Here is a 24,277-nt window from a genome sequence, read left to right as displayed (position 1 = left end):
TCCCGCGACCGACATGCCGCTGGTCAACAGCGGCACCTCCGGCCTCAACAACGCCGAGATCCGCAACTACACCTTCAACTTCGGTCCCCAGCATCCGGCCGCGCACGGTGTGCTGCGCCTGATCCTGGAGATGGACGGCGAAGTGGTGCAGCGCGCCGATCCGCATATCGGTCTGCTGCATCGCGGTACCGAGAAGCTGGTCGAGTCCAAGCCGTTCAACCAGTCGATCGGTTACATGGATCGGCTGGACTACGTGTCGATGATGTGCAACGAGCACGCTTACGTGCGCGCGATCGAGACCCTGTTGGGGATCGAAGCGCCCGAGCGCGCGCAGTACATCCGCACGATGTTCGACGAGATCACCCGCATCCTCAATCATCTGATGTGGGTCGGTTCCAACGCGCTCGACCTGGGCGCGATGGCGGTGTTCCTGTACGCGTTCCGCGAGCGCGAAGAGCTGATGGACTGCTACGAAGCGGTCTCCGGCGCGCGCATGCACGCGGCGTATTACCGCCCCGGCGGCGTCTACCGCGACCTGCCCGAGCGCATGCCGCAGTACAAGGAATCGCCGTGGAAGAAGGGCGCCGGCCTCAAGCGCTTCAACGCTTGGCGCGAAGGCTCGATGCTCGATTACCTCGACGCCTTCGCCGACGACTTCCCCAAGCGCGTCGACGAATACGAGACCCTGCTGACCGACAACCGCATCTGGAAGCAGCGCACCGTCGGCATCGGCGTGATTCCGCCGGAGCAGGCACTGGCCTGGGGCATGACCGGCCCGATGATCCGCGGTTCGGGCATCGCCTGGGATCTGCGCAAGAAGCAGCCCTACGCCAAGTACGCGGAAGTCGATTTCGACATCCCGGTCGGCGTCAACGGCGACTGCTACGACCGCTATCTGGTGCGCATCGCGGAAATGCGCGAATCCACCCGCATCATCAAGCAGTGCGTGAAGTGGCTGCGTGCCAATCCCGGCCCCGTGATCGTCGACAACTTCAAGGTCGCCCCGCCCAAGCGCGAGGAGATGAAGGACGACATGGAAGCCCTGATCCATCACTTCAAGCTGTTCTCGGAAGGCTATTGCGTGCCGGCCGGCGAGACCTACGCCGCGGTCGAAGCGCCCAAGGGCGAGTTCGGCTGCTACCTGGTTTCCGACGGCGCCAACAAGCCGTTCCGCTGCAAGCTGCGTGCGCCGGGCTTCGCGCATCTGTCGTCGATGGACGAAGTCGTCAAGGGCCACATGCTGGCCGACGTCGTGGCGATGATCGGTACCTACGACATCGTGTTCGGCGAGATCGATCGGTGAAGACGGGAATCGGGAACAGGGAGTCGGGAATCGATAAAGCTGAGGCTGCGCAACGCGCCGAGCATCGATCGCTGCGGATATCCCAAGTTCCTGCGTCCCGCTCCAACCGATTCCCGATTCCCAATTCCCGATTCCCGGCTTTACCCCTATGAAAGCGACAGGCAATTTCGAGGCCGCACAGCACGTCGATCCGATGGTGGCACTGTCGGACGGCACGCGCGCGCACATCGACCACTGGCTGGCCAAGTTCCCGCCGGACCGCAAGCGCTCGGCCGTGTTGCAGGGCCTGCATGCGGCGCAGGAGCAGAACGGCGGCTGGTTGACCGATGAGCTGATCGCCGCGGTCGCCAAGTACCTGAGCCTGCCGCCGGTGTGGGCCTACGAGGTCGCGAGCTTCTACTCGATGTTCGAGACCGAAAAGGTCGGCCGCAACAACGTCGCGTTCTGCACCAATATCAGCTGCTGGCTCAACGGCGCGGAAGACCTGGTCCGCCACGCCGAGAAGAAGCTGGGCTGCAAGCTCGGCGAATCCACCGCCGATGGCCGGGTCTTCCTCAAGCGCGAGGAAGAATGCCTGGCCGCGTGCTGCGGCGCGCCGGTGGTCGTCGTCAACGGTCATTACCACGAGAAGCTCGACGCGACGAAAGTCGACGAGCTGCTCGATGGTTTGAAGTGAGGTCGGGCGAGATGGCTCACGGTCACCACGACTATTCCAAGGGCTACGGCCCGGTCGGCCCGGCTCCGCAGGAGCACCAGGTCGTCTATACGACGCTGCACTACGACACGCCGTGGTCGTACGATAACTACTTGAAGACCGGCGGCTACAGCGCGCTGCGCAAGATCCTGACCGAGAAAACCCCGCAGGACGAGATCATCAACGCGGTCAAGGCCTCGGGCCTGCGCGGCCGCGGCGGCGCGGGTTTCCCGACCGGCCTGAAGTGGAGCTTCATGCCCAAGGGCAGCGGCACCCAGAAGTACATCCTGTGCAACTCGGACGAATCCGAGCCGGGCACCGCCAAGGATCGCGACATCCTGCGTTTCAACCCGCATTCGGTGGTCGAAGGCATGGCGATCGCCTGCTACGCGACCGGCTCGACCGTGGCCTACAACTATCTGCGCGGCGAATTCCATCACGAGCCGTTCGAGCATTTCGAGCAGGCGCTGAAGGAAGCCTACGAGAACGGCTGGCTGGGCAAGAACGTGCTCGGCAGCGGCGTGGACATCGACATCTACGGCGCGCTCGGCGCCGGCGCCTACATCTGCGGCGAAGAAACCGCGCTGATGGAATCGCTGGAAGGCAAGAAGGGCCAGCCGCGCTACAAGCCGCCGTTCCCGGCGAATTTCGGCCTGTTCGGCAAGCCGACCACGATCAACAACACCGAGACCTATGCCTCGGTGCCGGCGATCCTGCGCAACGGCGCGGAGTGGTTCTTGAACCTGGGCAAGCCCAACAACGGCGGTCCGAAGATCTTCTCGGTCTCCGGTCACGTCAATAATCCGGGCAATTTCGAAATCCGCCTGGGCACCCCGTTCGCCGATCTGCTGCAGATGGCCGGCGGCGTGCGCAACGGCAACAAGCTCAAGGCCGTGATTCCCGGCGGTTCGTCGATGAAGGTGCTGCCGGCCGAACAGATGCTGGCCTGCACGATGGACTACGACTCGCTGCAGAAGGCCGGTTCCGGTCTGGGCTCGGGCGCGGTCATCGTGATGGACGAAACCGCCTGCATGGTGCGCGCGTGTCAGCGCATCGCGCGGTTCTATTTCAAGGAAAGCTGCGGCCAGTGCACGCCGTGCCGCGAAGGCACCGGCTGGATGTACCGCATGCTGACCCGCATCGTCGACAAGCACGCGACCTTGGAAGACCTGCAGATGCTGCGCGCCGCCGCCGGCCAGATCGAAGGCCACACCATCTGCGCGTTCGGCGAAGCCGCGGCGTGGCCGGTGCAGGGCTTCCTGCATCACTTCTGGGACGAGTTCGAGTACGCGATCGTCAATAAGCGATTCCTGGTGGACGATCAGGCCGCGGGCACCGTGGTCGAGAAGAAGGTGGCTGCATGAGCGCCCAACCGGTAAACCCCAACCTGCCGCCCGATCACGTCACCGTCTTCATCGACGGCGTCGAGATGGCCGCGCCGAAGGGTTCGATGATCATCCAGGCCGCCGACAAGGCCGGCATTCCGATCCCGCGTTTTTGCTATCACGACAAGCTGGCGATCGCGGCGAACTGCCGCATGTGCCTGGTCGAAGTCGAGAAGATGCCCAAGCCGGCGCCGGCCTGCGCCACGCCGGTCATGGACGGCATGAAGGTCGTCACCCGCAGCGAAAAGGCGTTGAAGTCGCAGCGCAACGTGATGGAGTTCCTGCTGGTCAACCATCCGCTCGACTGCCCGATCTGCGATCAGGGCGGCGAGTGCGAGCTGCAGGACCTGTCGATGGGCTACGGCCGTTCGGTCAGCCGTTTCTCCGAGCGCAAGCGCGTGGTGCCCGACGAGGATATCGGTCCGCTGGTCGCGACCGAGATGACCCGCTGCATCCAGTGCACGCGCTGCGTCCGCTTCACCGCCGAAATCGCCGGTACCTACGAACTCGGCGGCATGTACCGCGGCGAGAATCTGCAGATCGGCACCTTCGACGGCAAGCCGTTGACCACCGAGCTGTCGGGCAACGTCATCGACGTGTGCCCGGTCGGCGCGCTGACCAACAAGGTGTTCCAGTTCAAGGCGCGTCCGTGGGAACTGACCGCGCGCGAGTCGCTGGGTTATCACGACGCGCTCGGCAGCAACCTGTTCCTGCATCTGCGCCGCGGCGACGTGCTGCGCACCGTGCCGCGCGACAACGAAGCGGTCAACGAGTGCTGGCTGTCGGATCGCGACCGCTACTCGCACCAGGGCCTGTACGCGGAAGATCGCGCGCAGCGTCCGCTGGTCAAGGACAACGGCGAATGGCGCGAGGCTTCGTGGGACGAAGCGCTGGCGCGCGCGGCGAAGATCCTGCGCGACAACGCCGGCGACAATCTCGGCGTGCTCGCGCATCCGGCGACTTCGAACGAAGAGGGCGCGCTGCTCGCGCGCCTGGCCGAAGCGCTCGGCACCGGCAATATCGATCACCGCATCTCGCAGCACGATCTGTCCGACGCCGCGGTCGCCGAAACCTTCGCCATGCCGGTCGCCGAGCTCGACAAGGCCGATGTGGTGGTGATCGTCGGCAGCAACCTGCGTCACGAGCTGCCGCTGGTGCATCAGCGCATCCGCAAGGCGTTCACCCGCGGCGCCAAGATTCACGTAGTCAACCCGGTCGATTTTGACTTCACCTTCGACATCGCCAGCAAGCGCATCGTCGCGCCGTCGCAGCTCGCCGCCGCGCTCGGCGACGAGGCGCTGCGCGAAGTCGCCAAGGCCGGTAATCACGCCGCGATCATCGTCGGCGCGCTGGCCGAGAACGGCCCGTACGCCGCGTCGATCCGCGCCGCCGCGAAGTCGCTGGCCGCTGCGACAGGCGCCAAGCTGTGCCGCATTCCGCAGGGCGCCAACGCGGTCGGTCTCGCCCAGTACGGCGTGCTGCCGAGTTCGCGCGACGCCGGCGGCATGCTCAGCGATGCGCGCAGCGCCTATGTGATCTACGGCATCGAGCCGGGTCTGGATTTCGCCGACACCCAAAGCGCGCTGCGCGCGCTCGGCGCGGCCCAGGTCGTGGCCTTCAGTCATTACGCCTGTCGTTCGACCAAGGCCGTCGCCGACGTGATCCTGCCGATCGGCCTGCTGCCCGAGGTCGATGCGACCTTGACCAATCTCGACGGCATCGCCCAGAACGCGTCGGCCGGCGGCAAGCTGCCGGGCGAAGCGCGTCCGGGCTGGCGCGTGCTGCGCGCGCTCGGCGGCGAGTTGAACGCCGATGGCTTCGCCTTCACCGATCTGGCCGGTCTGCGCGCCGGCATCGCGCCGCGCGCCGTCACGCCGGCCGCGGGCCGCGCGCCCACGGTGGCGGGCGAGGGGCTCGAAGTCGCGGTGTCGACCGCGATCTACCGCAGCGACGCGACCGTGCGCCGCGCGCCGGCGCTGCAATCGCATCCGCTCAATCTGGAACCGCGCGCCGTGCTCAATCCCAACGATGCGGCCGCGCTCGGTTTCGGCGACGGCATGGTCGGCAAGTTCAGCGCCGACGCCGGCACGGCGACGTTGCCGGTCGTGCTCAGCGCGCAGGTCGCGCCGGGCACGGTATGGATCGAAAGCGGGCATGGCGCCACCGCACCGCTGGGTGCCGGCCGCGTGCAGGCGGGGAGGGCTTAAACCATGGCCGACGGAATGTTCTTCACCCAGGTCGTCGACCCGACGCGCGAATGGTTCCTGTCGTTCGGCATGGCCGGCGCGGTGGCCTGGATCGTGCTCAAGATCCTGCTGATCGCGATGCCGGTGATCATCACCGTCGCGTTCTACGTGGTCTGGGAACGCAAGCTGATCGGCTGGATGCACGTGCGCCGCGGTCCGATGTACGTCGGCATGGGCGTCCTGCAAGCCTTCGCCGACGTGTTCAAACTGCTGTTCAAGGAAGTGATCCAGCCGACCAAGGCCGAGTCGTTCCTGTACAAGCTCGCGCCGCTGCTGACCCTGGCGCCGGCGTTCGCGGCCTGGGCGGTGGTGCCGTTCGATGCGAAAGCGGTGTTGTCGAACGCCAACGCCGGCCTGTTGTATCTGCTGGCGATGACCTCGCTGGGCGTGTACGGCATCATCCTCGCCGGTTGGGCGTCGAACTCGAAGTACGCCTTCCTCGGCGCGATGCGCGCCGCCGCGCAGGTCGTGTCCTACGAAATCGCCATGGGCTTCGCCATGGTCGGCGTGATGGTCGGCGCCGGCAGCCTGAATCTCACCGACATCGTGATGGCGCAGTCGGGCAACGCCGGCGCGCTGGAATGGTTCGCGCTGCCGATGCTGCCGCTGTTCGTGGTGTATTTCATTTCCGGCGTGGCCGAGACCAACCGCGCGCCGTTCGACGTGGTCGAGGGCGAGTCGGAAATCGTCGCCGGTCACATGGTCGAGTATTCGGGTTCGGCGTTCGCGCTGTTCTTCTTGGCCGAATACGCCAACATGATCCTGATCAGCTTCCTGACCGCGATCTTCTTCCTCGGCGGCTGGCTGAGCCCGTTCCAGGGCCTGGGCATTCCGCTGCTGTCGGTCGACGGCTGGTGGTGGCTGTTCGCCAAGGTGTTCTTCTTCGCCAGCTGCTTCATCTGGTTCCGTGCTTCGTTCCCGCGCTACCGCTATGACCAGATCATGCGGCTGGGCTGGAAGGTCTTCATCCCGCTGACCATCGCCTGGATCTGCGTAGTCGCCGTCATGGCGTACTACAAAGTGTTCCTGCCGAACGTGTAAGGACAGGCATCCTCGACATGAATCGCATCGTTTCCTATTTCAAGAGTCTGCTCCTGATCGAGCTGATGCAGGGCCTCGGGCTGACGCTCAAGTACCTGTTCAAGCCCAAGTACACGCTGATGTACCCGATGGAGAAGACCCCGCAATCGCCGCGTTTCCGCGGCATCCACGCGCTGCGCCGTTATCCCAACGGCGAAGAGCGCTGCATCGCCTGCAAATTGTGCGAAGCGGTGTGTCCGGCGCTGGCGATCACGATCGACTCGGAAAAGCGCGCCGACGGCACCCGCCGCACCACGCGTTACGACATCGACCTGTTCAAGTGCATTTTCTGCGGGTTCTGCGAGGAGTCGTGCCCGGTCGACTCGATCGTGGAAACGCATATCCACGAATACCACTTCGAACAGCGCGGACAGAACATCGTCACCAAACCGCAGCTGCTGGCGATCGGCGACCGTCTCGAGACCGAGATCGCCGAGCGCCGCGCCGCCGACGCCGCCTTCCGCTGAGTACTGATATGGATCTCGCCCAGATCGCCTTCTTCGTCTTCGCCGCCGCGGCCACGCTATCGGCCGTGGCCGTGATCAGCGTCAAGAACCCGGTCCATGCCGCGCTCAGCTTGGTGCTGACGTTCTTCTCGGTCGCCTGCGTGTGGATCATCGCCGGCGCCGAATTTCTCGGCGTGGCCCTGATCCTGGTCTACGTCGGCGCGGTGATGGTGCTGTTCCTGTTCGTGGTGATGATGCTCGATATCGACGTCGCGCCGCTGCGCGAGGGCTACGTCAGATATTTGCCGGTCGGCCTGCTGGTCGCGGTGGTGATGCTGGTGGAGATGGTCACCCTGATCGGGGTCAAGGCCAGCATCGTCGCGCCGCTGACCGCCGACGCCTCCGGCGGCTCCAACACCAAGTGGCTGGCGATGGCGCTGTTCACCGACTTCCTGCTGCCGTTCGAGGTCGCCGCGGTGATCCTGACCGTGGCGGTGATCGCCGCGGTGATGCTGACCCTGCGTCGCCGTCCCGGCGCCAAGCACCAGAATCCGAGCGAGCAGTCGCGGGTCCGCGCCAGCGACCGCGTGCGCATGATCAAGATGGACGCGACGAAGCCCGCCGTGGTCGAACCCACGCCCGCCGAGCCCGCCGCGCAGGAGGCCAAGCCATGAACGAATTCATCGGGTCGGGCTTAGCCCTCGGCCACTATCTGGCCTTGGGCGCGGTGCTGTTCTGCATCAGCGTCGCCGGCATCTTCCTCAATCGCAAGAACGTGATCGTGTTGCTGATGTCGATCGAGCTGATGCTGCTCGCGGTCAACATCAACTTCGTCGCGTTCTCGCGCCAGTTGGCCGATCCGGCCGGTCAGGTGTTCGTGTTCTTCATCCTCACCGTCGCCGCCGCCGAGGCCGCCATCGGCCTGGCGATCCTGGTCACGCTGTTCCGCAACCGGCGCACGATCAACGTCGCTGAAATCGACACGATGAAGGGCTGACCGGCATGCAACCCGTCGTACTCTCCAAGTCCCTCCTGCTCGCGATCGTGCTTGCGCCGTTGCTCGGCGCCATCATCGCCGGCCTGTTCGGACGCAAGGTCGGCCGCGCCGGCTCGCACAGCATCACCATCCTCGGCGTCGCGGCGAGCTGCGCGATGTCGATGTTCGTGCTGTGGCAGCTGGTCGGGCAGGGCGCCGTCCCGTTCAACGAAAACATCTACACCTGGTTCCAGATCGGCGGCTACGAGGCCCACGTCGGCTTCATGGTCGACAAGCTGACCGCGATGATGATGGTGGTCGTCACCTTCGTCTCGCTGCTGGTGCACATCTACACCATCGGCTACATGGCCGAGGACCCGGGTTACCAGCGCTTCTTCAGCTACATCTCGCTGTTCACCTTCTCGATGCTCATGCTGGTCATGAGCAACAACTTCCTGCAGCTGTTCTTCGGCTGGGAAGCGGTGGGCCTGGTGTCGTACCTGCTGATCGGCTTCTGGTTCAAGAAGCCGACCGCGGTGTTCGCCAACATGAAGGCGTTCCTGGTCAACCGCGTCGGCGACTTCGGCTTCCTGCTCGGCATCGCCGGGGTGCTGTCGATCCTGGGTTCGCTGGACTACGGCATCGTGTTCGCCAACGCCGGCACGCTGGCCGACAAGACCATTCCGGTGTGGAGCGGCAGCCTGAGCCTGTTCGGCCACACCTGGACCTTGCTCGACCAGCCGGTCGAATGGTCGGCGCCGACCGCGATCTGCATCTGTCTGTTCATCGGTGCGATGGGTAAGTCGGCGCAGGTCCCGCTGCACGTGTGGCTACCCGACTCGATGGAAGGCCCGACCCCGATCTCGGCGCTGATCCACGCCGCGACGATGGTGACCGCGGGCATCTTCATGGTCGCGCGCATGTCGCCGCTGTTCGAGCTGTCGCAGACCGCGCTGAACTTCGTGCTGTTCATCGGCGCCACCACCGCGTTCTGGACCGGCCTGATCGGCATCGTGCAGAACGACATCAAGCGCGTGGTCGCGTATTCGACCCTGTCGCAGTTGGGCTACATGACCGTCGCGCTCGGCGTGTCGGCGTACTCGGCGGCGGTGTATCACCTGATGACCCACGCCTTCTTCAAGGCGCTGCTGTTCCTGGCCGCCGGCTCGGTCATCATCGGCATGCACCACGAGCAGGACATGCGCAAGATGGGCGGCCTGCGCAAGTACATGCCGATCACCTACTGGACCAGCCTGCTCGGCACCCTGGCTCTGGTTGGCACGCCGTTCTTCGCCGGTTTCTATTCGAAGGACACCATCATCGAAGCCGCCGCGCATGCCGCGCATGGCGAACATGCCAGCTGGATCTCGCAGTACGCCTACTGGGCGGTGCTGCTGGGCGCCTTCGTGACCGCGTTCTACAGCTTCCGCCTGCTGTACATGACCTTCCACGGCAAGGAGCGTTTCCGCGACGCGCATGCCGAGCACGGCCATGACGATCATGCGCACGATGCGCATGCGCATGACGGGCACAAGCACGACGATCATGCCCACGACGGCGGCGCCCACGACGATCACGGCCACCATGGCGCGCACGAGCCGCACGAATCGCCGTGGGTGGTGACCTTGCCGCTGATCCTGCTGGCGATCCCGTCGGTGCTGATCGGTTTCTTCACCGCAGGTCCGATGCTGTTCGGCACCGACTGGCTCGGTCACCACAAGCAGCTGCCGTTCTTCCTCGGCGCGATCGACCTGTCGGCCGCGCGCGACACCATCGCCCAGGTCGGCGAAGAAGCCTGGCACGGCCCGATCAAGTTCGCGCTGCACGGCTTCACCGCGCCGGCGTTCTGGCTCGCCTTCTCCGGCTTCGCGCTGGCCACGATCATGTACCTGTGGAAACCGGAACTTCCGGCCAAGGCCGCCAAGCTGTTCAAGCTGCCGATCCGCATCCTGGAAAACAAATACGGCATGGACAATCTCTGGATCGACGGCTTCGCCGGCGGCGGCGTGCAGGTCGGCAAGGCCTCGCGCGCGATCGACAGCAAGCTGATCGACGGCGCGATCGTCAACGGCAGCGCCGGTCTGGTCGGCTTCGTCGCCAACCTGACCCGCCGGGTCCAGTCCGGTTACCTCTACCACTACGCCTTCGCGATGATTATCGGCCTGATTGTGCTTCTGGCCGTCGTCATCCGGTTCTGGCAATAACCACACAAGGACCCGAGACGTGAGCCCCGTGCCCTTGCTTAGCCTCCTGATCTGGCTGCCGATTCTCGGCGGCTTCGCCACCCTCGCGTTCGGCAACGAACGCGCCAACGCCGCGCGCTGGTTCGCGCTGATCGTGGCCATCGTCACCTTCGGCCTGAGCCTGACGATGTTCACCCACGGCGACTTCACCAGCGCCTCGATGCAACTGGTCGAGCAGCGCGCGTGGATTCCCAGTTACGACATCCGCTACCACCTCGGCGCGGACGGCATCTCGGCGGCGCTGATCGCGCTGACCACGCTGACCTCGACCCTGGTGCTGATCAGCGCCTGGACCTCGATCGACAAGCGCGTGAGCCAGTACTACGCCGCGTTCCTGATCCTCGAAGGCCTGATGGTCGGCGTGTTCTCGGCGCTGGACTCGCTGCTGTTCTATGTCTTCTTCGAAGGCATGCTGATCCCGATGTTCATCATCATCGGCGTGTGGGGCGGCCCGCGCCGCGTGTACGCGTCGGTGAAGTTCTTCCTGTACACCTTCCTCGGCTCGGTGTTCATGCTGGTCGGGTTGATCTACCTGTACCTCAAGGGCGGCAGCTGGCAGCTGGCGGACATGTACGCGCTGCAGCTCACCGCGACCGAGCAGATGTGGATCTTCTTCGGCTTCCTGATCGCGTTCGCGGTCAAGGTGCCGATGTTCCCGGTCCACACCTGGTTGCCGGACGCGCACGTGGAGGCGCCGACCGCCGGTTCGGTGATCCTGGCGGCGATCATGCTGAAGATCGGCGGCTACGGTTTCCTGCGCTTCGTCCTGCCGATCGTGCCCGACGCCGGCCACGAGTACGCCGGGCTGGTGATCGGCCTGAGCCTGATCGCGATCATCTACGTCGGCCTGGTCGCATTGGTCCAGGAAGACATGAAGAAGCTGATCGCGTATTCGTCGGTCTCGCACATGGGCTTCGTCACCCTGGGCACCTTCATCGCCTTCACCCTGGTGCACAACGGCGACGTCCACGGCAGCGATGCCGCGCGCCTGGGCCTGCAGGGCGCGATGGTGCAGATGATCAGCCACGGCTTCGTGTCGGGCGCGATGTTCACCTGCGTCGGCGTGCTGTACGACCGCATGCACAGCCGCATGATCAAGGATTACGGCGGCGTGGCCAATGTCATGCCGTGGTTCGCCGCGTTCGTGGTGTTGTTCGCGATGGCCAACTCCGGTCTGCCGGGCACCTCGGGTTTCGTCGGCGAGTTCATGGTGATCCTGGCCTCGTTCCAGGCCCATCCGCTGATCGCCTTCGGCGCGGCGACCACGCTGATCGTCGGCGCGGGTTACACGTTGTGGCTGGTCAAGCGGGTGATCTGGGGCGAAGTGGGCAACGCGCACGTCGCCGAGCTGGAAGACATCAACCCGCGCGAAGCCTTCGTGCTGGGCGTGTTCGCCGCCGGCGTGCTGGTGCTCGGCCTGTGGCCCAAGCCGCTGACCGACCTGATGGAGCCGGCGATCGCCAATCTCGCCACCCAGATCGTCGCCAGCAAGTTGTAAGGCGCGGGCCTCGCCCGCGCAGAAGTGAGTAGAAGCGAGCAGTGAGGAACGAGAGGCAAGCGCGGGCACCGCAGCTCACTTCTCACTCCTCTCCACTCGTTCCTAGAGCAAGGCTCGAACCGGGCCTGATCCGCCAAGAGATTCACTAATGAACATGCCCGTACGGACCTTCGCCGACCTGATGCCCCTGCTGCCCGAACTGGTGGTGGTCATCGGCGCGTTCGCGCTGCTGATGCTCGATCTGTTCGTCGAGGAGCGCAATCGCGTCATCACCCACGTCGCCTCGATCGTCGTGGTCGCCATCGCGACCGCGCTGATCGCCTTCGACGTGGGCGGGCAGGGCACGGTGCTCAGCGGCATGTTCGTGCGCGACACCGCCGCCGACGGGCTCAAGCTCGGCATCGGCGTGGTCGGCATCCTGTCGCTGATCTACACCTGGCCGTACCTGCGCGCGCGCAACCTGTACAAGGGCGAGGTCGCGGTGCTGATGCTGTTCGCGATCGCCGGCATGATGTTCCTGGTCTCCGCCGGCAGCCTGGTGATGGTCTACGTCGGCCTGGAAATGCTGGCGCTGTGTTCCTACGCGCTGGTCGCGGTGGACCGCGACAGCCCGCTGGCCTCGGAAGCGGCGATCAAGTACTTCGTGCTCGGCGCGCTGGCCTCGGGCCTGCTGCTGTACGGCCTGTCGCTGATCTACGGCGCCACCGGCAGCCTGATGCTCGACCAGATCGCGGTCGCCGGCTCGGTCGGTCCGTCCTCGCTGATGATGGTCACCGGCGTGGTGTTCGTGGTCGCCGGCATCGCCTTCAAGTTCGGCGCCGCGCCGTTCCACATGTGGCTGCCCGACGTCTACCAGGGCGCGCCGACTCCGATCACCTTGTTCATCGGCGCCGCGCCCAAGCTGGCCGCGTTCGGCATGACCTACCGCTTGCTCGATGTCGGCGCCGCCGGCCTCGACGCCCACTGGCGCCTGCTGCTGGCCGGGCTGGCGGTGATCTCGCTGGCGATCGGCAACCTCAGCGCGCTGGTGCAGACCAATATCAAGAGACTGCTCGCGTATTCGACCGTTTCGCACGTGGGCTTCCTGTTCATCGGCATGGCCGGCGGCGGCCCGCAGGGCTTCGCCGCGGCGATGTTCTACGTGATCAGCTATTCGCTGATGACCGCGGCGGCGTTCGGCGCGATCATCGTGATGTCGGGCCGCGGCTTCGAGGCTGACAAGATCGACGATTACAAGGGCCTCAACGCGCGCAACCCGTGGCTGGCCGCGATGATCCTGTGCGTGATGGCTTCGCTGGCCGGTCTGCCGCCGTTCCTGGGCTTCTGGGCCAAGCTGGCGGTGCTCAAGGCCGCGCTGCACGGCGACATGCTGTGGCTGGCGATCGTCGGCGTGGTGTTCGCGGTGGTCGGTGCGTTCTACTACCTGCGCGTGATCAAGGCGATGTACTTCGACGAGCCCGAGGGCAAGATGCCGGCGCCGAGCGAGGACCGTCCGCTGCGGGTGGTCTTCGCGGTCAACGCGCTCGCGCTGCTGACCCTGGGCCTGACCTGGAATCCGATCATGGAATGGTGCCTGCGCGCGTTCCAGGCCTGATCCGGGCCGACCATATCGATTCGCCATCGGGCCGGCTTTATGCCGGCCCGATGCGTTTTAGAGGCCCTAACCTGTAGGAGCGGCGTAAGCCGCGACCGCGATACCACGCTCGCGGCGCAGGTTCGACGCAACTGGACACCCCGCGGTCGCGGCTTGCGCCGCTCCTACAGGGCCGCCGAAATGCCGTGTGGCGAGCCGCAATCGTAGTGGGGCAGCCGTTGTAGGAGCGGCGTAAGCCGCGACCACGACACCACGCTTGCGGCGCAGGTTGCGGCGCGACCGGTCACCCCACGGTCGCGGCTCACGCCGCTCCTACCCGTGGCTGTCGCAGCGCAGATGCAACGACCGTCGCGTTGGCGGCTATGCACGCGCCTGACACGCCCAGCGCCTCGCTGGTATTCGCGCGTCATGCCATTACCGAAAAAAGACTTGAAATATTTTGAACACGCTCTATTATTGCGGGCTCACGCAATGACATCGTTTCCGCGCAGTTTCCGGCGGAAATAAACGGTCTCGAAGCGGCAGGCGAGAATCAAGTAAATCTGATTAAACGCTTGCAGGAAGTTCCGCCGGCCGTTATAGTGGTCGGCCTGATGCGGGGTGGAGCAGTCTGGCAGCTCGTCGGGCTCATAACCCGAAGGTCGTAGGTTCAAATCCTACCCCCGCTACCAGCTTCGGCTGATGGAAAGCCTCTCACGAGGCTTTCTTTTTTGGCCGCCGGCTTGGGCTTTGTGATCGCGCTCTGCTCGCGCGAACACACCGAAATCCAGTTGTACGGACAAGGGGCCCAATGGGCCCCTTGTTGTTTTTCGGTTTCCGCGATTCGCTACGTGCCGCGCGCTGGCTTTTCTTATCGCGCCGGAGCACGCAACCATTTGCGGAAACCTCGCGTACCGAAGATCGGCTGCACCAGTCGCACCCCTACCTACAAACGCTAACGGAGAGCTGGCGAGTGACGGACAAGGCAACGCAAATCGCCGCATTGCTGGCCCCGACGGTCGAGTCGCTGGGCGTGGAATTGCTCGGCATCGAATATCTGCCGGCGGCGGGCAACGCGACCTTGCGCATCTACATTGATGTGCCGGCCGCGCATGTCGACGCCGAAGGCGAGCCGCCGCGCTCGGTCACCATCGAGGAATGCGAAGCGGTCAGTCGCGAAGTGTCGGCCCAGCTCGACGTCGAAGACCCGATCAGCAGCAACTACACCCTCGAAGTGTCCTCGCCCGGCATCGACCGCCCGCTGTTCACGCTCGAGCACTACCGCCGCTTCGTCGGCGAGACCGCCAAGGTCACGCTGAAGCTGCCGCACGAAAACCGCCGCCGCCTGCAGGGCGAGATCGTCGCGGTGGAAGGCGAGCAAGTGACGTTCGCGATCGAAGGCACGCCGGACGGCAGCCATTTCACCGTGCCGTTCAGCAATATCGACAAGGGCCGCATCGTGCCGGACTGGGCCGCGCTGGGTTTCGCGCCGAGCAAGGGCGAACCGCCGCCGGCCCGCGCCGACAAGCCCAAGCCCAAAGCCCGGCCGGGCAAGAACAAACCCTCGAAGCCGGGTGCTTCGCGAAAGAAGTAAACACGAATTCAGAAGTACGAGAATTTAGAGCGGTACCAAGCTTCAGCCTATTACCAACCCGAATAGCCGGCGGCCGCGAGCCGACCCGTGCGGAGTGACGAAATGAGCAAGGAACTGTTGCTGGTGGTGGATGCGGTCGCCAACGAAAAGGGCGTGCCGCGCGAGGTCATCTTCGAAGCCATCGAAGCGGCGCTGGCGTCGGCCGCGAAGAAGCGCTATCACGACGAAGACGTGCTGGTGCGCGTGAGCATCGACCAGAAAGACGGCAACTACGAAACCTTCCGCCGCATGGAAGTCGTCGCCGACGACGTGGTCATGGAATCGCCGGACCGGCAGATCCGCCTGATGGACGCGATCGACGAAGTCGAGGGCGTGGAAGTCGGCGACTACATCGAAGAGCAGATCGAAAACCCCGATTTCGGCCGTATCGCCGCGCAGGCCGCCAAGCAGGTGATCGTGCAGCGCGTACGCGAAGCCGAGCGCGCGCAGGTCGTCGACGGCTGGAAGGATCGCGTCGGCGAACTGGTCACCGGCATCGTCAAGCGCGTGGAGCGCGGCAACATCTACGTCGACCTGGGCGGCAACGCCGAGGCGATCATCCCGAAGGACAAGGGCATTCCGCGCGACGTGCTGCGCGCCGGCGACCGCGTGCGCGGTTTCCTGTTCGACGTGCGCACCGAGCCGCGCGGCCCGCAGCTGTTCATCAGCCGCGCCGCCCCGGAATTCATGATGGAGCTGTTCAAGCTCGAAGTGCCGGAAGTCGGCCAGGGCCTGGTCTCGATCAAGGCCTGCGCGCGCGATCCGGGCGACCGCGCCAAGATCGCCGTGCTCGCGCACGACAACCGCACCGATCCGATCGGCGCCTGCATCGGCATGCGCGGTTCGCGCGTGCAGGCGGTGTCGAACGAACTCAACGGCGAGCGCGTCGATATCGTGCTGTGGTCGGACAATCCGGCCCAGTTCGTGATCAACGCGATGGCGCCGGCGGAAGTGCAGTCGATTATCGTCGATGAAGAAAAGCACTCGATGGACCTGGCGGTCGCCGAGGACCGTCTGGCCCAGGCGATCGGCAAGGGCGGGCAGAACGTGCGCCTGGCCAGCCGCCTGTCGGGCTGGCAGCTCAACGTGATGACCCAGGACCAGGTGACGGCCAAGTCGGAAGCCGAGCAGAATTCGGCCCGTCAGCTGTTCCAGGACAAGCTCGAGGTCGACGAGGAAATCGCCGGCATCCTGGTCTCGGAAGGCTTCAGCACGGTCGAGGAAATCGCCTACGTGCCGGTCGGCGAGCTGCTGGCGGTGGAGGGCTTCGACGAGGACATCGTCGAGGAACTGCGCGCCCGCGCCCGCGACGCCCTGCTCAACGAGGCGCTGGCCGCCGAGGAAGAGCTCGACGAGCACCAGCCGGCCGCCGACCTGTTGTCGCTGGAAGGCATGGACGAGGCGCTGGCCTTCACCCTGGCGGCGCGCGGCGTGGTCACGCGCGACGACCTGGCCGATCTGGCGACCGACGAGTTGACCGATATCGAAGGCGTGGACGAGGAACGTGCCGCCGCCCTGATCATGGAAGCGCGCAAGCACTGGTTCGAATGAGGTGAGATGCGTCGCAAGAGGCCCGGCGAGGCGTCTTGCGGCAAACCGGGGGACGGTCTTGGGCCGGCCCCGGATTCGCAGGATCGGGCATCGGCCCGGTCCGCGGGCAGGCCGGAAGGCTTGCGCGAGCCGGTGCAAGGGCGCGCGCGGGGCTAGAATGGCGCCATCACGCGCGGGATGCGTCCCACGCCAAGAAGGACACGGAAAACCGAATGTCGCAGCAAACCACCATCCGCAAGCTGGCCGAACTGGTGAACACGCCGGTCGAGAAGTTGCTGGAACAGCTGGCCGAGGCCGGCATGAAGTTCAGCGGCCCCGATCAGGTCGTGACCAGTATCGAGAAAGTCAAGCTGCTCGGCTTCCTCAAGCGCTCGCATGGCAAGGCCGATAAACCGGCCGAAACCGACGAAGCGGCGAAGAAGATCACGCTCAATCGCAGCCGCAAGCAGGAAATCACCGTCGGTGGCGGCAAGAACCGCACCACCGTCGATGTGGTCGTGCGCAAGAAGGTGACGCTGGTCAAGCCGAACGACGGCCCCATGTCGCCGAGCGATGAGCGCGCCGACATCCTGCGCAAGCTCGAAGAGTCCAAGCAGCGCAACCTCGCCGAGCAGGAAAAACTGGCCGCCGACGACAAGCGTCGCGCCGATGCCGCCGCGGCGGTGCGACAGGCGGCCGAAGACGCCGCGCGCGCCAAGGCCGAGGAAGAGCTCAAGCTCAAGCTGGCCGACGCCAGCGCGGTCGCGCCGAGCGTCAGCGATGCGCCGACGGCGGCGACGCCGGCGGCGGTGCGCAAGCCCGCGCCGACGCACGGTCACGGCCATCCCAAGCCGCCCGCGCCGGCCACGCCGGCCCGCGTCGACCACAATGCGCCGCGTAACAAGACCCGCGGCTCGCACGCGATGGTCGCCGGGGTCGAGGACGACGATGCGGCCAACCGCTTCGCCGGCCAGTTGCACCTGAGCCCGTCGGATCGCGCGCGTCGCACCACCAATTCGCGCGGCAAGGGCGGCAACCGTCCGCAGCAGCGTCGCTCCAACGAGCAGGCGCGTTCCGGCGGCGGTCAGCACGGCTTCTCGCGTCCGACCGCGCCGATCGTGCGCGACGTCGCGATCGGCGACACCGTCACGGTCGCCGATCTGGCGCAGAAGCTCGCGCTCAAGGGCGGCGACGTGGTCAAGGCGCTGTTCAAGATGGGCGTCATGGCGACCATCAACCAGAGCATCGACTTCGACACCGCCGCGCTGGTCACCGAGGAACTCGGCCACACCGTGGTCCGCACCAACGCCAATGCCGCCGAGGACGCGCTGATCGCGCACGCCGAGGAAGTGCAGGGCGAGAAGGTCGCTCGTCCGCCGGTGGTCACGATCATGGGTCACGTCGACCACGGCAAGACCTCGCTGCTGGATTACATCCGCCGCACCAAGGTCGCCTCCGGCGAAGCCGGCGGCATCACCCAGCACATCGGCGCGTACCACGTCGAAACCGCTCGCGGCGTGATCAGCTTCCTCGACACCCCGGGCCACTCGGCGTTCACCTCGATGCGCGCGCGCGGCGCCAAGCTGACCGACATCGTCGTGTTGGTGGTCGCCGCCGACGACGGCGTCATGCCGCAGACCCGCGAAGCCGTGCAGCACGCCAAGGCGGCCGGCGTTCCGCTGATCGTGGCGATCAACAAGATCGACAAGTCCGGCGCCGATCCGCTGCGGGTCAAGAACGAACTGCTGGCCGAGGAAGTGGTCGCCGAGGATTTCGGCGGCGACACCCAGATGGTCGAGCTGTCGGCCAAGACCGGCGACGGCGTCGACGATCTGCTCGACGCGATCTCGCTGCAGGCCGAAGTGCTGGAACTGCGCGCGGTGCCGGTCGGCCGCGCCATCGGCACGGTGATCGAATCCTCGCTCGACAAGGGCCGCGGCCCGGTCGCCACCGTGCTGGTCCAGCAGGGCCAGCTCAAGAAGGGCGACTACCTCGTGTGCGGCGTGCAGTACGGCCGCGTGCGCGCGCTGTTCGACGAAACCGGCAAGCAGGTCGAAGAAGCCGGTCCGTCGATTCCGGTGCAGGTGCTCGGTCTGTCGGGCGTGCCCGATGCCGGCGATGACTTCGTCGTGGTCGAGGACGAGCGTCTGGCCAAGGACGTGGCGCAGCAGCGCGACGCCAAGCGCCGCGAATCGCGCCTGGTCGCCGCCGCCGGCAACCGCATGGAAGACATCATGGCCCAGATGGGCAAGGGCGAGGGCCAGCTGAGCCTCAACCTGGTCATCAAGGCCGACGTGCAAGGTTCGGTCGAGGCGCTGCGTCAGGCCCTGGTCGCGCTGTCCAACGATCAGATCCGCATCAACGTGATCAGCTCGGGCGTCGGTGGCATCACCGAGTCCGACGCCAACGCCGCGGCGACCGCCAAGGCCACGGTGATCGGCTTCAACGTCCGCGCCGACGCGTCCGCTCGCCGGATCATCGAAGGCAACGGCGTCGACCTGCGCTACTTCTCGATCATCTATGACGTGATCGACCAGGTGAAGCAGGTGGCATCGGGCATCCTCGGCGTGGAAATCCGCGAAGAGATCATCGGCATCGCCGAGGTTCGCGACGTGTTCCGCAGCTCCAAGTTCGGCGCGGTCGCCGGCTGCATGGTGGTCGAGGGCGTGGTCAAGCGCTCCAAGCCGATCCGCGTGCTGCGCGACAACGCGGTCGTGTTCGAAGGCGAACTCGAATCGCTGCGCCGCTTCAAGGAAAACGTCGACGAAGTCCGCAACGGCACCGAATGCGGTATCGGCGTGAAGGCCTACAACGACGTCAAGCCGGGCGACCAGATCGAGTGCTTCGAGCGCATCGAGGTTCAGCGCACGCTGTAAGGCCGGGAATCGGGAATGGGGAATCGCCGAAGGCGGTTTCCCATTTCTCCGACTCTCTCCCTGCTTTTTACGATTCCCGACTCCCGATTCCCGATTCCCGGACACCAATGCCTAGCAGTAAATCGTTCCACCGCACCGATCGCGTTTCCGCCCAGCTGCGTCGCGAGCTGGGCAAGATCGTGCACGAAGCCGTGCGCGAGCACGGCCTGCCGTCGGTCAGCGTGTCCGACGTGGAAATCTCGCGCGACCTGGCTCATGCCAAGGTCTTCGTCACCGCGCTGCAGCCCGAGCGTTCGCTCGAGGCGGTCAAGGACCTCAAGGAACTCGCGCCGAACCTGCGTTACCAGCTCGGCAAGGCGATGAAGCTGCGGCATGTGCCGGAGCTGCACTTCCATTACGACGACTCGGTCGACCGCGGCGAAAGCATCGACAACCTGTTGCGCGATCATCCCGATCTGGTCGATCGCGAAGACGGCGGCGAAGGCGAGGGCGGCGGCAAGCCGGAGTGACCGGCCGCTCGTCGGTCTGAGCGGACCGACAGTCCCGTCGAGGGCCCTGGCCGAAGGCGATCGCTATCGGCCGCAGTGGCGGCCATAGGGCGATGCCGCACACGCCCGATCGGGCGCAATATGGCAGCATCTCCATGACGCGGGCCGAGGCCGGACGGCGCTGGCGTCGCCTCGCCCGATCCGATCGTTCGAGAACACGGTCGCCGTCGGCGGACTGGGCATGCGGCGGCTCGGGATGGACAAATCCGCTGCCGTTGGCGGCGACCTCATCGGCGCCTTCGGAGTGTCCGGCATGCAATCGGTACAGGACGCGCAAATCGCGCAGGCACGGGCGGACGAGCTGCTTGAACACGACGCGTAAACGCAATTGGCGCAACGTCGACGGCATCTTGCTGCTCGACAAACCCCAGGGCCTGAGTTCCAACCAGGCCCTGCAACAGGCGCGCCACCTGTTCCGCGCCGAGAAGGGCGGCCATACCGGCAGTCTCGATCCCTTGGCCACCGGCCTGTTGCCGCTGTGCTTCGGCGAGGCGACCAAGATCGCCGGCCTGCTGCTCGGCGCGCGCAAGGCCTACACCGCCACCGCGGTGCTCGGCCTGACCACCGACAGCGACGACGCCGACGGCGCGCCGCTGCTCGAACGCCCCGTGCCCGACCTCGACGAGGCCGCGATCGAAGCCGCATTGGCGCCGCTGCGCGGCCCGATCCGCCAGCGCGCGCCGATCTATTCCGCGCTCAAGCAGGGCGGCGAACCGCTGTACGCCAAGGCCCGCCGCGGCGAAGCGATCGAGGCGCCCGAACGCGACGTGGTCGTGCACGGGCTGAGCCTGACCGGCCGCGACGGCCCGCGTCTGCAACTGCACATCGAATGCGGCTCGGGCACCTACGTGCGCAGCCTGGTCCGCGACCTCGGCGAGACCCTGGGCTGCGGCGCCCATGTCAGCGTGCTGCGGCGGCTGTGGGTCGAGCCGTTCATGCAGCCGCGCATGATCACCCTGGAACAACTGCGCGCACTGGCCGAACAGGGCAGCGACGTCGCCCTCGACGCCCATCTGCTGCCGATCGAAGCCGGCCTGAGCGAATTCGCCCGGGTCTCGATCGACCTGGCCGCCGCGCACCGGCTCGGTCAGGGCCAGGCGGTGGCCTGCGAGGCCGGCGAGCCGGGTCAGGTGGCGATCTTCGGCGAAGCCGGGCGCTGCCTCGGCCTGGGCCTGCGCCAGGCCGATGGCCGGCTGCAGCCACAGCGCCTGTTCCGCTGGGCCGCGCAGGGCGGTTGAGCGGTCCTGAACGGGGGCGGTCGGCATGACGCGAGTCGTCGCGATACACGCCCGCGATAGCCGATGCGCACCAAACCACGGTCGCAATCGCAGCCACGGGCTGTTACAATTCCGCCGCTTTTCAAGCACTTCGCACCGGCCCTCGGTTCGAAGGCCGCTTGGACGGCAATCCTCACTTAAAGCAAGCGGCGGGCCAGGCGGTGCGTCGGGGCGGTAATTCCGCGACCGATTCGCTTCTGCGGGCCCCGCATCTACAGAGAACATAAGTCATGTCGATCGACACCAGCAAGGTTATTGAAGACAACAAGCGCGGCGCCAACGACACCGGTTCGCCGGAAGTCCAGGTCGCTCTGCTCACCGCTCGCATCGAGCAGCTCACCGGTCACTTCAAGCAGCACAAGCAGGATCACCACAGCCGTCGTGGCCTGCTGATGATGGTCAACCGCCGTCGCAGCCTGCTCGACTACCTCAAGCGTAAAGATGCCGAGCGTTACAAGGCCCTGATCGAGAAGCTCGGTCTGCGCCGTTAATCGGACACCCAACCGCGGCGCAGCGATGCGCCGCGGTTTGTTTTGGCGGGCATGAAAGTCCGCAGGCTCTGCAGGATGCAGCGCCGCCAGCGCCGGTACGCAAGCGCGACCGTCGAACTGGACCGGCCCCACGAGGCCACGTGCGACGCCGCGCACCGGAACGCGCGCGAGACACACCAACCCTAGGTCGCTGCGCCGGCGGCCGACCGGAGCGGGGCAAGGGCCCCGACCGGAACGCATAGATACCGAAGGAACCCAACGTGGCAAAAATTACCAAGACCTTCCAGTACGGCAACCATCAGGTAACCCTGGAGACCGGCGAAATCGCCCGTCAGGCCGGCGGTTCCGTGATCGTCAAGATGGACGACACCGTATTGCTGGTGGCCGCCGTCGCCGCCAAGAGCGCGCGCGAGGGCCAGGACTTCTTCCCGCTGACCGTGGATTACCAGGAGAAGTTCTACGCCGGCGGTCGCATCCCGGGCGGCTTCTTCAAGCGTGAAGGCCGCGCGACCGAGAAGGAGACGCTGATCTCGCGTCTGATCGACCGTCCGATCCGTCCGCTGTTCCCGGAAGACTACAAGAACGAAGTCCAGATCATCGCGACCGTCATGTCGATGAATCCGGAAGTCGACGGCGACATCCCGGCGCTGATCGGCGCGTCCGCCGCGCTCGCGCTGGCCGGCACCCCGTTCCAGGGCCCGATCGGCGCGGCCAAGGTCGGTTACAAGAACGGCCAGTACCTGCTCAACCCGACCGCGACCGAACTGGCCGACTCCGAGCTCGAGCTCGTCGTCGCCGGTACCTCCAACGCGGTGCTGATGGTCGAATCCGAAGCCAAGATGCTGTCCGAAGAGGTCATGCTCGGCGCGGTGATGTTCGGCCATCGCGAAATGCAGAAGGTCATCAACATCATCAACGAGCTGGTCGTCGAAGCCGGCACCAAGCCGTCGTCGTGGGAAGCTCCGGCCAAGAACCAGGCGCTGATCGGCGCGCTCAAGGAAGCCGTCGGCAGCCAGCTCGACCAGGCCTTCCAGGTGCGCGACAAGCTGCAGCGCCGCGACGCCATCAGCGCGATCAAGAAGGACGTGCTGCAGAGCCTCGCCGGCCGCGCCGAAGCCGACGGTTGGCAGACCGCCGAGCTGTCGAAGGAATTCGGCGAGCTCGAGTACCAGACCATGCGTAACTCGGTGCTCAGCACCAAGGTCCGCATCGACGGTCGCGCGCTCGACACCGTGCGTCCGATCGCCTCGCGCGTCGGCGTGCTGCCGCGCACCCACGGCTCCTCGCTGTTCACCCGCGGTGAGACCCAGGCGATCGTGGTCGCCACCTTGGGCACCGCGCGCGACGGTCAGATCATCGACGCCGTCTCGGGCGAGTACAAGGAACACTTCCTGTTCCATTACAACTTCCCGCCCTACTCGGTCGGCGAGTGCGGCCGCATGATGGGCCCGAAGCGTCGCGAAATCGGCCACGGCCGCCTCGCCAAGCGCGGCGTGCTCGCGGTGATGCCGACGATGGAAGAGTTCCCGTACACCATCCGCATCGTCTCGGAAATCACCGAGTCCAACGGCTCGTCCTCGATGGCCTCGGTCTGCGGCAGCTCGCTGGCGCTGATGGATGCCGGCGTGCCGATCAAGGCGCCGGTCGCGGGCATCGCGATGGGCCTGGTCAAGGAAGACGATAACTTCGTCGTCCTGTCCGACATCCTGGGCGACGAGGATCACCTCGGCGACATGGACTTCAAGGTCGCCGGCACCGCCACGGGCATCTCGGCGCTGCAGATGGACATCAAGATCCAGGGCATCACCGAAGAGATCATGAAGGTCGCGCTGGACCAGGCGAAGGCCGGCCGTCTGCACATCCTCGGCGAGATGGCGCACGCCCTCACCGAGTCGCGCACCGAGCTGTCCGAGTACGCGCCGCGTCTGCTGACCATGAAGATCCATCCGGACAAGATCCGCGAAGTGATCGGCAAGGGCGGCTCGACCATCCAGGCGATCACCAAGGAAACCGGCACCCAGATCGACATCCAGGACGACGGCACCATCGTCATCGCCTCGGTCAACGCCGCCGCCGCGCAGGCCGCGAAGGCGCGCATCGACCAGATCGTGTCCGACGTCGAGCCGGGCCGCATCTACGAGGGCAAGGTCGCCAAGATCATGGACTTCGGTGCGTTCGTGACGATCCTGCCGGGCAAGGACGGTCTGGTCCACGTGTCGCAGATCTCCAGCGAGCGCGTCGAGAAGGTCAGCGACAAGCTCAAGGAAGGCGACATCGTCAAGGTCAAGGTGCTGGAAGTCGACAAGCAGGGCCGCATCCGCCTGTCGATCAAGGCCGTGGAAGAAGGCGAGGGCGTCGCGGCCGAGTAATCGCCGCGCGTCATTGTCGGATTCGGAAAAACGGGCTTCGGCCCGTTTTTTCGTTTGTGGCGGGCCATCTGGGTGGTTCGCGCGTTTCGCGCTGCGCCTGCGCTCACCA

19 protein-coding genes and 1 tRNA gene are annotated in these 24,277 nt (G+C 65.8%); all 20 read left to right on the top strand.

The genetic code is table 11. The features are described from left to right. Nucleotides 1-13: 13 nt before the first annotated feature. The 20 genes from IEQ11_RS13790 to pnp all read left to right on the top strand — a co-directional run bounded on the left by IEQ11_RS13790 (nucleotide 14) and on the right by pnp (nucleotide 24,168). Nucleotides 14-1,303 carry an NADH-quinone oxidoreductase subunit D gene (locus IEQ11_RS13790; RefSeq protein ID WP_046659110.1) on the top strand — a complete coding sequence of 430 codons (1,290 nt, stop codon included), beginning with the start codon at nucleotides 14-16 and terminating at the stop codon, nucleotides 1,301-1,303. A gap of 148 nt (nucleotides 1,304-1,451) precedes the next feature. Beyond that, a complete protein-coding gene (gene nuoE / locus IEQ11_RS13785) occupies nucleotides 1,452-1,979 on the top strand; it encodes an NADH-quinone oxidoreductase subunit NuoE (protein ID WP_046656793.1) in 528 nt (175 codons plus the stop codon). Nucleotides 1,980-1,990: 11 nt separating this feature from the next. Further along, nucleotides 1,991-3,361, top strand: a complete 1,371-nt coding sequence (gene nuoF / locus IEQ11_RS13780) for an NADH-quinone oxidoreductase subunit NuoF (RefSeq protein WP_191821850.1) — start codon at nucleotides 1,991-1,993, stop codon at nucleotides 3,359-3,361. Continuing rightward, the gene (gene nuoG / locus IEQ11_RS13775) at nucleotides 3,358-5,589 is read left to right on the top strand and encodes an NADH-quinone oxidoreductase subunit NuoG (protein WP_191821851.1); all 2,232 of its coding nucleotides are present in this window, start codon (nucleotides 3,358-3,360) and stop codon (nucleotides 5,587-5,589) included. The genes nuoF and nuoG overlap by 4 nt, the downstream gene beginning before the upstream one ends. Nucleotides 5,590-5,604: 15 nt before the next feature. Further along, nucleotides 5,605-6,669 carry an NADH-quinone oxidoreductase subunit NuoH gene (nuoH, locus tag IEQ11_RS13770; RefSeq protein WP_096414742.1) on the top strand — a complete coding sequence of 355 codons (1,065 nt, stop codon included), beginning with the start codon at nucleotides 5,605-5,607 and terminating at the stop codon, nucleotides 6,667-6,669. A gap of 17 nt (nucleotides 6,670-6,686) precedes the next feature. Beyond that, on the top strand, nucleotides 6,687-7,175 hold the full coding sequence (nuoI, locus tag IEQ11_RS13765) for an NADH-quinone oxidoreductase subunit NuoI (protein ID WP_036108548.1): 489 nt from the start codon (nucleotides 6,687-6,689) through the stop codon (nucleotides 7,173-7,175). Between the two features lie 8 nt (nucleotides 7,176-7,183). Continuing rightward, a complete protein-coding gene (locus tag IEQ11_RS13760; RefSeq protein ID WP_036108546.1) occupies nucleotides 7,184-7,828 on the top strand; it encodes an NADH-quinone oxidoreductase subunit J in 645 nt (214 codons plus the stop codon). After that, nucleotides 7,825-8,151 carry an NADH-quinone oxidoreductase subunit NuoK gene (gene nuoK / locus IEQ11_RS13755; RefSeq protein WP_036108545.1) on the top strand — a complete coding sequence of 109 codons (327 nt, stop codon included), beginning with the start codon at nucleotides 7,825-7,827 and terminating at the stop codon, nucleotides 8,149-8,151. The genes IEQ11_RS13760 and nuoK overlap by 4 nt, the downstream gene beginning before the upstream one ends. A 5-nt stretch (nucleotides 8,152-8,156) precedes the next feature. Then, a complete protein-coding gene (gene nuoL / locus IEQ11_RS13750) occupies nucleotides 8,157-10,334 on the top strand; it encodes an NADH-quinone oxidoreductase subunit L (RefSeq protein ID WP_191821852.1) in 2,178 nt (725 codons plus the stop codon). 19 nt (nucleotides 10,335-10,353) lie between these two features. Beyond that, a complete protein-coding gene (locus IEQ11_RS13745; RefSeq protein ID WP_057921823.1) occupies nucleotides 10,354-11,871 on the top strand; it encodes an NADH-quinone oxidoreductase subunit M in 1,518 nt (505 codons plus the stop codon). A 148-nt stretch (nucleotides 11,872-12,019) separates the two neighbouring features. Further along, complete coding sequence (gene nuoN / locus IEQ11_RS13740; RefSeq protein ID WP_191821853.1) at nucleotides 12,020-13,465, top strand: NADH-quinone oxidoreductase subunit NuoN; 1,446 nt, start codon at nucleotides 12,020-12,022, stop codon at nucleotides 13,463-13,465. A gap of 594 nt (nucleotides 13,466-14,059) precedes the next feature. Then, a tRNA-Met gene (locus tag IEQ11_RS13735) sits at nucleotides 14,060-14,136 on the top strand. A gap of 281 nt (nucleotides 14,137-14,417) precedes the next feature. Next, on the top strand, nucleotides 14,418-15,038 hold the full coding sequence (gene rimP / locus IEQ11_RS13730) for a ribosome maturation factor RimP (RefSeq protein ID WP_036108540.1): 621 nt from the start codon (nucleotides 14,418-14,420) through the stop codon (nucleotides 15,036-15,038). 102 nt (nucleotides 15,039-15,140) lie between these two features. After that, nucleotides 15,141-16,628: a transcription termination factor NusA gene (gene nusA / locus IEQ11_RS13725; RefSeq protein ID WP_036108539.1), complete on the top strand. Its 1,488-nt coding sequence runs from the start codon at nucleotides 15,141-15,143 to the stop codon at nucleotides 16,626-16,628. A gap of 212 nt (nucleotides 16,629-16,840) precedes the next feature. Further along, a complete protein-coding gene (infB, locus tag IEQ11_RS13720) occupies nucleotides 16,841-19,483 on the top strand; it encodes a translation initiation factor IF-2 (protein ID WP_046656788.1) in 2,643 nt (880 codons plus the stop codon). 107 nt (nucleotides 19,484-19,590) lie between these two features. Beyond that, complete coding sequence (gene rbfA / locus IEQ11_RS13715) at nucleotides 19,591-19,992, top strand: 30S ribosome-binding factor RbfA (protein ID WP_056112576.1); 402 nt, start codon at nucleotides 19,591-19,593, stop codon at nucleotides 19,990-19,992. 235 nt (nucleotides 19,993-20,227) lie between these two features. Continuing rightward, entirely contained in the window at nucleotides 20,228-20,353 is a 126-nt protein-coding gene (locus tag IEQ11_RS13710; protein ID WP_228464617.1) for a heme-degrading domain-containing protein, read from the top strand. Continuing rightward, on the top strand, nucleotides 20,337-21,269 hold the full coding sequence (truB, locus tag IEQ11_RS13705; protein WP_228464619.1) for a tRNA pseudouridine(55) synthase TruB: 933 nt from the start codon (nucleotides 20,337-20,339) through the stop codon (nucleotides 21,267-21,269). The genes IEQ11_RS13710 and truB overlap by 17 nt, the downstream gene beginning before the upstream one ends. Before the next feature lie 269 nt (nucleotides 21,270-21,538). After that, nucleotides 21,539-21,799 (top strand): 30S ribosomal protein S15, encoded by a 261-nt coding sequence (gene rpsO, locus IEQ11_RS13700; RefSeq protein ID WP_036108532.1) that lies wholly within the window; start codon nucleotides 21,539-21,541, stop codon nucleotides 21,797-21,799. A 260-nt stretch (nucleotides 21,800-22,059) separates the two neighbouring features. Beyond that, nucleotides 22,060-24,168: a polyribonucleotide nucleotidyltransferase gene (pnp, locus tag IEQ11_RS13695; RefSeq protein WP_036108530.1), complete on the top strand. Its 2,109-nt coding sequence runs from the start codon at nucleotides 22,060-22,062 to the stop codon at nucleotides 24,166-24,168. Nucleotides 24,169-24,277 lie beyond the last annotated feature (109 nt).

Origin of the sequence: Lysobacter capsici, assembly GCF_014779555.2 — a bacterium.
In the GTDB taxonomy this organism is placed as follows: Bacteria; Pseudomonadota; Gammaproteobacteria; order Xanthomonadales; family Xanthomonadaceae; genus Lysobacter; species Lysobacter capsici.
The sequence above is the reverse complement of the archived record's forward strand: the minus strand, read 5'-3'. Positions and strand labels throughout refer to the sequence as shown.

Coding starts and splice junctions, on each gene's coding strand:
- IEQ11_RS13790 (WP_046659110.1), top strand. CDS start 14: ATGCCGCTGGTCAACAGCGGCACCTCCGGCCTCAACAACGCCGAGATC.
- nuoE (WP_046656793.1), top strand. CDS start 1,452: ATGAAAGCGACAGGCAATTTCGAGGCCGCACAGCACGTCGATCCGATG.
- nuoF (WP_191821850.1), top strand. CDS start 1,991: ATGGCTCACGGTCACCACGACTATTCCAAGGGCTACGGCCCGGTCGGC.
- nuoG (WP_191821851.1), top strand. CDS start 3,358: ATGAGCGCCCAACCGGTAAACCCCAACCTGCCGCCCGATCACGTCACC.
- nuoH (WP_096414742.1), top strand. CDS start 5,605: ATGTTCTTCACCCAGGTCGTCGACCCGACGCGCGAATGGTTCCTGTCG.
- nuoI (WP_036108548.1), top strand. CDS start 6,687: ATGAATCGCATCGTTTCCTATTTCAAGAGTCTGCTCCTGATCGAGCTG.
- IEQ11_RS13760 (WP_036108546.1), top strand. CDS start 7,184: ATGGATCTCGCCCAGATCGCCTTCTTCGTCTTCGCCGCCGCGGCCACG.
- nuoK (WP_036108545.1), top strand. CDS start 7,825: ATGAACGAATTCATCGGGTCGGGCTTAGCCCTCGGCCACTATCTGGCC.
- nuoL (WP_191821852.1), top strand. CDS start 8,157: ATGCAACCCGTCGTACTCTCCAAGTCCCTCCTGCTCGCGATCGTGCTT.
- nuoN (WP_191821853.1), top strand. CDS start 12,020: ATGAACATGCCCGTACGGACCTTCGCCGACCTGATGCCCCTGCTGCCC.
- nusA (WP_036108539.1), top strand. CDS start 15,141: ATGAGCAAGGAACTGTTGCTGGTGGTGGATGCGGTCGCCAACGAAAAG.
- infB (WP_046656788.1), top strand. CDS start 16,841: ATGTCGCAGCAAACCACCATCCGCAAGCTGGCCGAACTGGTGAACACG.
- rbfA (WP_056112576.1), top strand. CDS start 19,591: ATGCCTAGCAGTAAATCGTTCCACCGCACCGATCGCGTTTCCGCCCAG.
- IEQ11_RS13710 (WP_228464617.1), top strand. CDS start 20,228: ATGGACAAATCCGCTGCCGTTGGCGGCGACCTCATCGGCGCCTTCGGA.
- rpsO (WP_036108532.1), top strand. CDS start 21,539: ATGTCGATCGACACCAGCAAGGTTATTGAAGACAACAAGCGCGGCGCC.